The 12,589-nt window shown below is 66.0% G+C and carries 8 protein-coding genes; 5 read left to right on the top strand and 3 right to left on the bottom strand.

Features of this window, described 5'->3' with window-relative positions:
- Positions 1-88: 88 nt before the first annotated feature.
- Entirely contained in the window at positions 89-1,639 is a 1,551-nt protein-coding gene (locus CKW06_RS11510) for a BCCT family transporter (protein WP_024957438.1), read from the bottom strand.
- A gap of 170 nt (positions 1,640-1,809) precedes the next feature.
- Between CKW06_RS11510 and betI the strand changes: the two genes are divergently transcribed.
- From betI to rpfF, 5 genes are all read left to right on the top strand, one after another.
- Positions 1,810-2,400: a transcriptional regulator BetI gene (betI, locus tag CKW06_RS11505; RefSeq protein WP_024957439.1), complete on the top strand. Its 591-nt coding sequence runs from the start codon at positions 1,810-1,812 to the stop codon at positions 2,398-2,400.
- Positions 2,401-2,438: 38 nt separating this feature from the next.
- Positions 2,439-3,911, top strand: coding sequence for a betaine-aldehyde dehydrogenase (betB, locus tag CKW06_RS11500; RefSeq protein ID WP_005409500.1), 1,473 nt, complete (start codon positions 2,439-2,441; stop codon positions 3,909-3,911).
- Between the two features lie 101 nt (positions 3,912-4,012).
- The gene (gene betA, locus CKW06_RS11495) at positions 4,013-5,695 is read left to right on the top strand and encodes a choline dehydrogenase (RefSeq protein WP_024957440.1); all 1,683 of its coding nucleotides are present in this window, start codon (positions 4,013-4,015) and stop codon (positions 5,693-5,695) included.
- A 219-nt stretch (positions 5,696-5,914) separates the two neighbouring features.
- Positions 5,915-7,591 (top strand): long-chain fatty acid--CoA ligase, encoded by a 1,677-nt coding sequence (locus tag CKW06_RS11490; RefSeq protein ID WP_024957441.1) that lies wholly within the window; start codon positions 5,915-5,917, stop codon positions 7,589-7,591.
- A 200-nt stretch (positions 7,592-7,791) separates the two neighbouring features.
- Positions 7,792-8,661 (top strand): diffusible signal factor synthase RpfF, encoded by an 870-nt coding sequence (gene rpfF / locus CKW06_RS11485; RefSeq protein WP_024957442.1) that lies wholly within the window; start codon positions 7,792-7,794, stop codon positions 8,659-8,661.
- 12 nt (positions 8,662-8,673) lie between these two features.
- Here the strand turns inward: rpfF and CKW06_RS11480 are convergent, their stop codons facing one another.
- Both CKW06_RS11480 and rpfG read right to left on the bottom strand, forming a co-directional pair.
- The gene (locus tag CKW06_RS11480; protein ID WP_077684481.1) at positions 8,674-11,397 is read right to left on the bottom strand and encodes a response regulator; all 2,724 of its coding nucleotides are present in this window, start codon (positions 11,395-11,397) and stop codon (positions 8,674-8,676) included.
- A 1-nt stretch (position 11,398) separates the two neighbouring features.
- Entirely contained in the window at positions 11,399-12,538 is a 1,140-nt protein-coding gene (gene rpfG, locus CKW06_RS11475; RefSeq protein WP_024957444.1) for a cyclic di-GMP phosphodiesterase response regulator RpfG, read from the bottom strand.
- Positions 12,539-12,589: the final 51 nt, after the last annotated feature.

Raw genomic sequence — 12,589 nt, 5'->3', positions numbered from 1 at the left:
GATCCGGCCCTTCCTGTTTCTCTGCAGCCAGGCATGGCCTGGCTCTACCGCATCTCCGGCGGCACCGGGATGGGCGCCAGGTGCGCGCTCAGCGGCGCGGCGCGTCCGGGTCGGTGCGCAGCGCCATCAGCAGGCCCCACATGTAGAACGCCAGGGTGAACGAGAACGGCAGGCCGCACAGCACCACCGCCGTCTGCATTGCGCTGAAATTGCCGGCCAGCAGCAGCCCGACGCTGGCTACGGTGATGCCGACGGCCCAGAACACGCGCAGCCAGATCGGCGCGTCATGGCCATCTTCCACGCCATCGTCAACGCGACGGGTACACAGGTTGGCGATCATCAGCGTGCCCGAATCGACCGGGGTCAGGAACAGCACGAAGCCGATCACCACTGCGGCACCGGCCACGTACGGCGCGGCGGGCAGGTATTCCAGCAGCTTGAACAGCGTCATCGCCGCATCGTGCTGGGCCACGTCACCCAGGATCGCCTGGCCATGGTTGAGCACCAGGTCGATGGCGGTGTTGCCGAAGATCGACAGCCACGCCAGGGTGAAGCCGAGCGGGATCAGCAGCACGCCCATGATCACTTCGCGGATGGTGCGGCCGCGCGAGATGCGCGCCACGAAAAGGCCGACGAACGGCGCCCAGGCGATCCACCAGGCCCAGTAGAACAGCGTCCACGAGCCCATCCACTCACGGCCCTTCGGGTCGTTGAGGTACATGTCGAAACTCTTGCGCACGAACGCACCGAGGTAATCGCCGGTGTTCTGGATCAGGCCATCGAACAGGTGCAGGGTCGGGCCGGTGACCAGCACGAACAGCAGCAGGCCGCACAGCAGGCGCACGTTGAGGTTGGACAACCAGGCAATGCCCTTCTCCACACCGGCGACCACGCCGATGGTGGCCACCACCATCATCACCAGCACGATCGCCACCAGCACCTGCGGCGTATCCGGGATGTGGAACAGGTAGACCAGGCCGGACTGCACCACCAGCGCGCCGATGCCGAGGTTGGTGACCATCGAGATCAGCGTGGCGAGGATGCCGAAGCCATCGACCATGTCGCCGATGCGACCATGGATGCGCTCACCGAAGATCGGGTACAGCGCCGAGCGCAGCGCCAGCGGCAGGTCACGGCGGTAGGCGAAATAGCCCAGTGCCACGCCGACCAGCGCATACAGCGCCCAGCCGTGCAGGCCCCAGTGCAGGAAGGTCAGCACCATCGCCTCGCGGCCGGCGGCCACGGTGCCGCCGGGTTGCCCGGGCGGATGCAGGAAGTGGTCCAGCGGCTCGTAGGCGCCGTAGTACAGCAGCGCGATGCCGATGCCGGCCGAGAACAGCATCGAGACCCAGGCGACGTAGCCGAAGGCCGCCGATTCCTCGTTGTGACCCAGGCGGATGCGGCCATACGGCGAGAACGCCAGCCACAGCACGAAGCCCAGGCACAGCACGATCAGCAGCATGTACCACCAGCCGAACGCGGCCGACACCTCGGCCTGCGCCCATTGCAGCCAGTGCTCGCTGCCTTCGGGATAGAGAACGGTGAGCAGCCCGAGGATGCCGATCGACACCGAGGAGCTGAAGAAGACAAAACGGTTCAAGCGCAGGGGCGAACGCTTGGGATGAGCCAGGGAAGACATGGGGTCGTCTCATCAAGTCCGAGGGAGCACATGGGCGGGGCCGGACCGGTAAACCGGGCCCATGGCGTGGGGCGCGAGCGCATCCTAGGGTTTATTGATTGAACGTTCAATCAATAAAAAGCATAATGGCGGGCAGCCCGATCCTTCGGGTCGCAATCCGTGGAGAGACAATGCCGAAGAAAGGCGTGGAACCGGTACGGCGCGAACAGCTGATCCGGGCCACTTTCCAGACCATCGACGAGATCGGCATGGCCGATGCGACCGTCGCCACCATCGCGAAGAAGGCAGGGCTGTCCAGCGGCATCGTCGCCCACTACTTCGGCGACAAGGACGGCCTTCTCAATGCTGCAATGCGGCAGATCCTGCGCGAGCTGAAGGACGCGGTCACCCGCTACCGCGCCGACGCCAGCGACGACCCGCGCGAGCAGCTGCGCGCCATCGTCGACGGCAACTTCGACGACAGCCAGATCAACGGCACCGCGATGCGCGTCTGGCTCACCTTCTGGGCCGCGAGCATGCACCAGCCGGAACTGGCCCGGCTGCAGCGCGCCAACGACCAGCGCCTGTTCTCCAACCTGTGCCACCAGTTCAACCGCCTGCTGCCCCACCCGCAGGCCCGCCTGGCCGCCCGCGGGCTGGCCGCGATGATCGATGGCCTGTGGCTGCGCGGCAGCCTGGTCGGCGGCCAGTTCAACGCCGAGAAGTCCCGGCGCATCGCTTACGGCTACATCGACTTCCAGTTGCAGGCTGTCGCGCTATAAGCGCTTCAGCACCCGCCCCCTTCCAAGGAGTACGCCCCATGACCACCCTGCCCGTCCAACAGCTCTACATCCACGGCCAGCGCGTCGATGCCACCAGCGGCAAGACCTTCAAGACCGTCAATCCGGCCACCGGTGAGGTGATCGCCGAAGTGCAGGTTGCCAGCCAGGCCGACGTCGAGCGTGCCGTGCAGAGCGCGTCCGAAGGCCAGAAGGTGTGGGCCGCGATGACCGCGATGGAACGCTCGCGCATCCTGCGCCGCGCCGTCGAGATCCTGCGTGAGCGCAACGACGAACTGGCCCACCTGGAAACCCTGGACACCGGCAAGGCGCTGGCCGAAACCACCACCGTGGACATCGTCACCGGCGCCGACGTGGTCGAGTACTACGCCGGCCTGGCCACCGCCATCGAAGGCATCCAGCTGCCGCTGCGCGAATCGAGCTTCTTCTACACCCGCCGCGAGCCGCTGGGCGTGGTCGCCGGCATCGGCGCCTGGAACTACCCGATCCAGATCGCCATGTGGAAGTCGGCCCCGGCCCTGGCCGCCGGCAACGCGATGGTGTTCAAGCCTTCGGAAGTGACCCCGCTGACCGCGATCCGGCTGGCCGAGATCTACACCGAAGCCGGCGTGCCGGCCGGCGTGTTCAACGTCGTGCAGGGCCCGGGCCGCGAGATCGGCCAGTGGCTGACCGAGCACCCGGTTATCGAGAAGATTTCCTTCACCGGCGGCGTCGCCACCGGCAAGAAGGTCATGGCCAGCGCCGCGTCCTCCTCGCTGAAGGAAGTGACCATGGAGCTGGGCGGCAAGTCGCCGCTGGTGATCTGCGATGACGCCGACCTGGACCGCGCCGCCGACATCGCGGTGATGGCCAACTTCTTCAGCTCCGGCCAGGTCTGCACCAACGGCACCCGCGTGTTCGTGCCGCGCAGCATGCTGGCCGCATTCGAGGCCGCCGTGGTCGAGCGTGTCAAGCGCATCCGCATCGGCGACCCGATGGCCGCCGAAACCAACTTCGGCCCGCTGACCAGCTTCCCGCACATGGAAAACGTGCTGCGCTACATCGAAAGCGGCAAGGCCGAAGGCGCCCGCCTGCTGACCGGCGGTGGCCGTGCCACCGAAGGCGCGCTTGCCAATGGCGCCTACGTTCTGCCGACCGTGTTCTCCGACTGCCGCGATGACATGACCATCGTCAAGGAAGAGATCTTCGGGCCGGTCATGAGCATCCTCGCCTACGACGACGAAGACGAAGTGGTGCGTCGCGCCAACGACACCACCTTCGGTCTTGCCGCCGGCGTGGTCAGCAAGGACATCAGCCGCGCCCACCGCATCATCCACCGCCTGGAAGCCGGCATCTGCTGGATCAATACGTGGGGTGAGTCGCCGGCCGAAATGCCGGTCGGTGGCTACAAGGAATCCGGCGTCGGCCGCGAGAACGGCATCTCCACCCTCGGCCACTACACCCGCATCAAGTCGGTGCAGGTGGAACTGGGCGACTACGCCAGCGTGTTCTGACCGGCGCGCCCCGAGCGCGCACCCTCGTCCGGCCACCGCGCCGATCCGACATTCCGCCGGGCCGCCTGCATGCAGCGCGCCCCGGCCTGCAGGAGACACCCATGAGCACCCACAACGAGTACGACTACATCATCATCGGCGCCGGTTCGGCCGGCAACGTGCTGGCTACCCGCCTCACCGAAGATGCCGATGTCAGCGTGCTGCTGCTGGAAGCCGGTGGCCCGGACTACCGGCTCGACTTCCGTACCCAGATGCCGGCGGCACTGGCCTTCCCGCTGCAGGGCAAGCGCTACAACTGGGCGTACAAGACCGATCCCGAGCCCTTCATGAACAACCGCCGCATGGACTGCGGCCGCGGCAAGGGCCTGGGCGGCTCGTCGCTGATCAACGGCATGTGCTACATCCGCGGCAACGCGATGGATTACGACAACTGGGCCAGCATGCCGGGCCTGGAAGACTGGACCTACCTGGACTGCCTGCCATACTTCCGCAAGGCGGAAACCCGTGACATCGGCCCCAACGACTACCACGGTGGCGACGGCCCGCTGCGCGTGACCACGCCGAAGGCCGGTAACAACGAGCTGTTCGCTGCGATGGTCGAAGCCGGCGTGCAGGCCGGCTACCCGCGCACCGACGACCTCAACGGCTACCAGCAGGAAGGCTTCGGCCCGATGGACCGCACGGTGACCCCGAAGGGCCGTCGCTCCAGCACCGCCCGTGGTTACCTGGACCTGGCCAAGCCGCGCCCGAACCTGACCATCGTCACCCACGCGCTTACCGACCGCATCCTGTTCTCCGGCAAGCGTGCGGTGGGCGTGCAGTGGCTGCACAACGACCAGCCGCAGCGTGCCACCGCGCGCCGCGAAGTGCTGCTGTGTGGCGGTGCCATCGCCTCGCCGCAGATCCTGCAGCGTTCGGGCGTCGGCCCGGCCGACCTGCTGCGCAGCCTGGACATCGACCTGGTGCACCACCTGCCGGGCGTCGGCGCCAACCTGCAGGACCACCTGGAGATGTACCTGCAGTACGAGTGCAAGAAGCCGGTCTCGCTGGCACCGGCACTGAAGCTGTACAACCAGCCGGCCATCGGCGCCGAGTGGCTGTTCCTGGGCACCGGCATCGGCGCCAGCAACCAGTTCGAGGCCGGCGGCTTCATCCGCAGCGACGCCGAATTCGGCTGGCCGAACCTGCAGTACCACTTCCTGCCGGTGGCGATCAATTACAACGGCTCCAACCCGATCAAGGCGCACAGCTTCCAGATGCACGTCGGTTCGATGCGCTCGCCCAGCCGCGGCCGCATCCACGTGCGTTCGAAGGATCCGCGCGAACATCCGAGCATCCTCTTCAACTACATGTCGCATGAGCAGGACTGGCGCGAGTTCCGCGCGGCGATCCGCATCACCCGCGAGATCTTCGCGCAGCCGGCGCTGGCACCGTACAGCGGCCGAGAGATTTCCCCGGGCAGCGCGCTGCAGACCGATGCGCAGATCGATGCGTTCGTCCGCGAACATGCCGAGACCGCCTATCACCCGTCGTGCTCGAACAAGATGGGCCACGCCGATGACCCGATGGCGGTGGTCGACGGCCAGGGCCGCGTGCACGGGCTGGAAGGCCTGCGCATCGTCGATGCCTCGATCATGCCGCAGGTGGTGACCGGCAACCTCAACGCGCCGACCATCATGATGGCCGAGAAGCTGGCCGACGTGATCCGCGGCCGCACCCCGCTGGCCCGCAGCACCGCGCCGTACTACAAGGCCAACGGTGCACCGGTGCGCAAGCAGGACTGACGCAAGCGCCCCGCTTGGCGACACGGTCGTGCCGGCCGCTGGCCGGCATCCACCGGAATCCCGATCGAGCGCAGATGCCGGCCAGCCGGCAGTACCAAGCAAAGAGGCCCTTCGGGGCCTCTTCGCGTTTTCCCTACGGCGGGGTATGCTGCAATGAACGGCCATTGTCGCTACGCTCAGGGCCGGAACCTAATACATCACGATTCCTGGAGGGGGAATATGAGTCTGGATCGTCCCTGGCTGCAGAGCTATCCGAAAGGCGTTCCCGCCGAAATCGACGTCAACGAGTTCCATTCGGTAGCTTCGGTCTTCGACGCTTCCGTCGCGAAATTCCGCGACCGTCCAGCCTACTCCAGCTTCGGCAAAGTGCTCACCTACGGTGAGACCGATGCGCTGGTCACCCAGTTCGCCGCCTACCTGCTGGGTGAGCTCAAGCTCAAGAAGGGTGACCGCGTCGCCCTGATGATGCCCAACTGCCTGCAGTACCCGGTGGCCACCTTCGGCGTGCTGCGCGCCGGACTGACCGTGGTCAACGTCAACCCGCTGTACACCGCGCGCGAGCTCAAGCACCAGCTGATCGACGCGGGCGTCAGTGCGCTGGTGGTGGTCGACAACTTCGGCGACACCGTCGAACAGGTCATCGCCGATACGCCGGTCAAGCACGTGGTCACCACCGGCCTGGGCGACCTGCTCGGCGCCAAGGGCGCGATCGTCAACTTCGTACTGAAGTACGTCAAGAAGATGGTGCCCAACTACCACATCAAGGGCGCCGTCCGCTTCAGGCAGGCGCTCAAGCTGGGCAGCCGCCACGCGCTTCCGCCTGTCGAGATCGACCACGACGACATCGCCTTCCTGCAGTACACCGGCGGTACCACCGGCGTGGCCAAGGGCGCGATGCTGACCAACCGCAACCTGATCGCCAACATGCAGCAGGCCTCGGCGTGGCTGTCCACCTCGGGCATCGAGCCGGGCAAGGAAGTGATCATCACTGCCCTGCCGCTGTACCACATCTTCGCGTTGACCGCGAACGGCCTGGTCTTCATGAAGTTCGGTGGCTGCAACCACCTGATCACCAACCCGCGCGACATGAAGGGTTTCGTCAAGGAGCTCAAGGGCACCCGCTTCACCGCCATCACCGGCGTCAACACGCTGTTCAACGGCCTGCTCAACACGCCCGGCTTCGACGAGATCGACTTTTCTTCGGTCAAGTTCACCCTCGGCGGCGGCATGGCGGTACAACGTGCCGTGGCCGAACGCTGGAAGAAGGTCACCGGGGTGACCCTGGTCGAAGCCTATGGCCTGACCGAGACCTCGCCGGCAGCCTGCATCAACCCGCTCACCCTGCCCGAGTACAACGGCGCCATCGGCCTGCCGATCCCGTCCACCGATGCGTGCATCAAGGACGACAACGGCAACATCCTGGCGCTGGGCGAAGTGGGCGAGCTGTGCATCAAGGGTCCGCAGGTGATGAAGGGCTACTGGCAGCGCCCGGAGGAAACCGCCACCGCCATCGACGCCGACGGCTGGCTGCACACCGGCGACATGGCGAAGATGGACGAACAGGGCTTCTTCTACATCGTCGACCGCAAGAAGGACATGATCCTGGTGTCCGGCTTCAATGTGTACCCGAACGAGGTCGAGGACGTCATCGCGATGATGCCCGGCGTGTTGGAAGTGGCTGCGGTCGGTGTCCCGGACGAGAAGTCCGGCGAGGTAGTGAAGGTCGTGATCGTGAAGAAGGACCCGAGCCTGACCGCGGAAATGGTCAAGGAACATGCCCGGGCCAACCTGACCGGTTACAAGCACCCCAGAATCGTAGAATTCCGAAAGGAGCTGCCGAAGACCAACGTAGGCAAGATTCTCCGTCGCGAGCTGCGTGATACGCCCGCCCAGTAAGGGTTTCCGGGCAACACGACAGTACAGGGGACCCCGCCGGAGACGGCGGGGTCTTTTTATTGCCGGAACATGGCCGGCCCGGCGCTTGCGGGCGGTTCACGACGGGTGCATAGAATCAGTCGCCGCCGCATGTTCAGCTCGCCCCCTCACTCCTCTCCGTCCGCTCTGCGGTTGGCCGGACGGTCACACGGAGAACTCCCATGTCTGCAGTACGCCCCATCATTACCCGTCCCTCGCAGCACCCTACCCTGCGTATCACCGAAGAACCCGAGCGGGATGTTTACTGGATCCATATGCACGCCAGCCTGGTCAACCAGCCAGGCCGGCCTTGCTTCGCCTCGCGCCTGGTCGATGACATCGTCGACTACCAGCGCGAACTGGGCGATCGCCTCAGCGCCTCGCACGCTCTGTCACCCCATGTCGTGCTTGCCTCGGACAGCGACGTGTTCAACCTGGGCGGCGATCTCGAACTGTTCTGCCGCCTGATCCGCGAGGGCGACCGCGCCCGCCTGCTCGACTATGCCCAGCGCTGCGTGCGCGGCGTGCATGCCTTCCATGCCGGCCTGGGCACCCGTGCCCACAGCATTGCCCTGGTCCAGGGCAATGCACTGGGGGGCGGCTTCGAGGCCGCACTGAGCTGTCACACCATCGTCGCCGAGGAAGGCGTGTTGATGGGCCTGCCGGAGGTGCTGTTCGACCTGTTCCCCGGCATGGGTGCCTACTCCTTCCTGTGCCAGCGGATCAGTCCGCGGCTGGCGGAGAAGATCATGCTGGAAGGCAACCTCTACACCGCCAGCCAGCTGAAGGAAATGGGCCTGGTCGACATCGTGGTGCCGGTGGGCGAAGGTGTTGCCGCAGTCGAACAGGTGATCAAGGAAAGCCGACGCATCCCGCACGCCTGGGCGGCGATGCGTGAGGTCAACGAGATCGCCACCATGGTGCCGCTGCATGAAATGATGCGGATCACCGAGATCTGGGTAGACACTGCGATGCAGCTCGGCGAGAAGTCCCTGCGCACCATGGATCGGCTGGTACGGGCGCAGGCCCGGCGCAATGGCGACCCGGCCTGATCGTCTGGCGGGTCAGGACGGGCTGCGCTCGCTGTCGTCGCGGTGCGGTGCCCCCGCACTACGGGCAGCCAACGCATTCCTGCCGTTGCGCAGAGCGGTCGCCAAGTTGCCGAGGCGGGAGCTCCATTCACCCTTCAGCTGCCAGTCCGCCATGCGCATGATTTCGCCACTGGAGGCGGCAACCTGGACAAGCCCCAGGTTGCTCGCCACGCCACGCAGCGCGTGGGCGTGCTCGCGGAAATCCTCCCATGCCTGGCGCTCGCCGCAGCCCTGCAGCTGGCCCATGCTCGCGTCAACGTCCGCCAGGCACTGGTCGATGAACTTGCGTTCGAAGCCATCGCCCATGCCCAGCGACGCCAGCTCGTCCAGCACCGCGGTATCGAGCACGCCATCGCCGACCGGCAATGCAGGCACCGACTGTATGCCGGGCTCGGCGCGGGTGTTGGCGGCGACATCGGCCAGCACTTCCAGCAGGCGGGTGGCCACCACGGGCTTGGCAAGGAAGGCGCGGGCGCCGGCCTGCTCGCAACGCAGGATGGACTCGGGGGTGACGTCTGCGCTCAGCACCATGACCGGAACGTAAGGCATGCCGCTGGCCTGCATCACCCGCAACTGCTTGAGCAGATCCAGTCCGCTCATGCCGGGCATGTGCAGGTCGACGATCGCTGCGTCGTAACTGGCCTGCTCCAGCGCATCGAGCACTTCAGCGCCGCCGTTGACGCAGGTGACCTTGTGGCCGGCCTTCTCCAGCAGCCGCTGCAGCACCATGCGGTTGGCCTCGTGGTCGTCGGCGACCAGAACCCGCAGGCTCCGCACCCGTGCACGATGGCGCAGGAAGGGGTTGGAAAACGCGATGACATTGCCGGCTTCAGCCACTTCGGACGGAACCGCCGGGGCTGATGAGGTGTCTGCGACGTCCAGCGTGATCTCGACCCAGAACACGCTGCCGCGCGGGCTGTTCGGCGCATAGCCGACCTGCCCGCCCATCGACTCGACCAGGCCCTTGGCAATGGCGGTGCCCAGACCGGTGCCTTCATGGCGCCGGGCCAGGCCGACATCGCCCTGCTCGAAGGCATTGAACAGGCGTCCGCGCAACGCCACCGGCACGCCGATGCCGGTATCGACGATCTCGAATCGCAGGCGCATCCGCTCGCTGCCCAGCGCATCGGGGCTGGACACGCGCAGATGCACGTAGCCACTGTCGGTGAACTTGACCGCGTTGCCCATCAGGTTCAGCAGGATCTGCTGCAGATGCCCGGCATCCCCGAGCAGGCGCGGCGGCACGTTGTCGTCCACCTGCACGCGATAATCCAGCGATTTGGAGCGGGTCTGCGGGGTCAGGATCAGGTTGATCGCCTGCAGCACGTCGGCCAGCGCGAACTCGTGCCACTCCACGCGCACCTTGCCAGCTTCGATCGCGGAGATGTCCAGCACCTCTTCCACCAGCGCCAGCAGGCTGCGGGTCGAGGCCTGGATGGTGTTCAGGCACTCGCGCTGTTCGTCGTCCAGGCGGGTGGTGGCCAGCACTTCGGTCATGCCGGCCAGCCCGTTCAACGGCGTGCGGAACTCATGGCTCATGTTGGCCAGGAAGCGGCTCTTGGCTTCGTTGGCCTGGCGCGCCTCGGCCACCGCCCGGGTCAAGGCATGCAGCAGCGAATCGAAGTACAGCGGAATCGCACCCAGGCCCAGCAACAGGCCCCAGCCCAGATAATCGTGGCCGCGCCAGTACGGCGACAGCATCACCGTGCACAGGAAGGCCAGGCAGCCCATGGCCGTGGCCACGCGCAGGTAGGTGCTGCCGTAGCGCATGCCGTTGCCGATCGTCACCCACAGCATCACCGCATACAGCGGTGCGGCCGGCTCGCCCTGGATGGTCATGATCCAGGCCATGCAGGTGTAATCGGTCAGCATGCCGATCACCCGGCGCACATGCGACACGCCCGGATTGACCAGGATCGCGGTCAGCAGGCCGGCGGAAATGGTCAGCTCGAAGGCGAGGATCAGCCACGTCGCCGTCAGCGCCTCACCGCCGCCGCTCAGCGAGCGCCAGCCGAGATAGCTGATGAACAGTGCCGTGATGATGATGCGGATCAGGTTCTGCGCGTGCTCGCTGTCCTCGCGCCCGGACAGGCGATGCTTGAAGCGGGCCAACAGCGAGCGCTTGTCGGATCCAGCGGCGGGAATCGTATCCATGGTTGGATGTCGCATCCTTCGGCGCAGCAGGGAGGAGCAGCACAACGGTACTGCCAGCAACCCCAACCACAGGGAAATGGCCAGCCCCAGGTTGGCCTGCCAATAGGGAGTCAACAGCACGGTAGTGCCGAAACTGACCATCGCCAGCACGATGGCAGCGGTCAGGTAACGCGGCCCGAAGCGCAGGCCGTTGCCCACCGTGACCCACATCACCACCGCATACACCCACGCCAGCGGCTCACCCATCTGGATCATGCCGATCGCGATCAGGCCGTAATCGGCCAGCATCCCGGCCACCCGCCGCGGGTCCGAGCGCTGCGGCTTCCACAGCAGCCAGCCGAACAACAGCAGCGACAGGCCCAGCCCGGTCACCGCCGTTGCCAGCGCGCCCTGGTACTGATCCAGCCGGTGCAGGCGGGCGCCGGACAACAGAACATAGACCAGGATCAGCGAGATCAGCACCACCCGCACGATCGCCTGGCCATGTTCCGAATCCGGACGCTGCGCCAGCCGACGCCTCACGCGTGCGAACAGGTCCTGCATGTCACCCACCCGGTCGCGTCGATGCCGTCGAGTGCTGGGCGCAGATATCCATCAACTGCTGGTGGCCGCGCATCAGCGCATCCACGCAACGCGAATCGAACAGTCGCCCACGCTGGGCGTACAGATAAGCCAGTGTGGCTTCCATGGTCCATGCTTCCTTGTACGGACGGGGCGAGATCAGCGCATCGAAGACGTCGGCGACAGCAACGATCCGCGCTTCCAGCGGGATCGCTTCGCCGACCAGGCCGTCGGGATAGCCGCTGCCGTCATAGCGCTCGTGATGGCGCAGCGCGATGAGCGCGCCCACCTGGATGAAACGGTTCTGGCTGCCACTGAGCAGCTCGTGGCCGATGCGTGGGTGCCGGCGCATGATCGCCAGCTCCTCGTCATTGAGCTTGCCCTGCTTGAGCAGCACCGCGTCGGGAATGGCGATCTTGCCCATGTCATGCAGCGGTGCCGCCATCTCGATCAGGCGCACGTCGTCTTCGGGCAGGCCAAGCTGCTCGGCGATCAGCCCCGCAACGCGCGCCATGCGTTCAAGATAGGCACTGGTGCCGGCATCACGGAACTCGATCGCCCGCGCCAATCGCGACAGGGTCTCGCGTTCGCGTTCCTCGACCTCGTGCATGCTGGCCAGCAGGCGCTGCTCCAGCGACAACGCACGTTGCTTCACGTTCTCGGTCTGCTGGCGCAGCTGCAGCAGGTTGTAGCAGCGCGCGCGCAGTTCGCGCGGGCGGATCGGCTTGACCAGGAAGTCGATGACCCCCGCTTCCAGCGCCGCCTGGCGGATCGGCTCGTCGCCGACCACGGTGATCAGGATCACCGGGATATCGCGGTGCTTGGGCAGGCGACGGAATCGACGGGCGAACTCCAGCCCGTCCATCTTCGGCATGCGGTAATCGAGCAGCAGCAGGTCGACCGGGTGCGCCTCGCACCAAGCCAATGCGGTCAGCGGATCACCGAAGTCATACACGCTCAGTTCCGGCGCGATGTCTTCGATGACGTGACGCAGCATCGTCCGCGCGGACGTCTGGTCGTCAACAATGACGATGTTCAACGCGTACTCCGCCTGGTTTCTCGACCATGCTGGATCATCAGCAGGCGAGGATACCCTGCTGCTGCGAACGCTCGCACCCTGCATCGGCCCGACTCCCGTGTCATGCGTCCCGGTTCATGATCGTCATCACATTGT

It is taken from the genome of Stenotrophomonas maltophilia (genome assembly GCF_900186865.1).
GTDB classification, from domain to species: domain Bacteria; phylum Pseudomonadota; class Gammaproteobacteria; order Xanthomonadales; family Xanthomonadaceae; genus Stenotrophomonas; species Stenotrophomonas maltophilia.
This window is presented reverse-complemented; position numbering and strand designations above follow the sequence as displayed.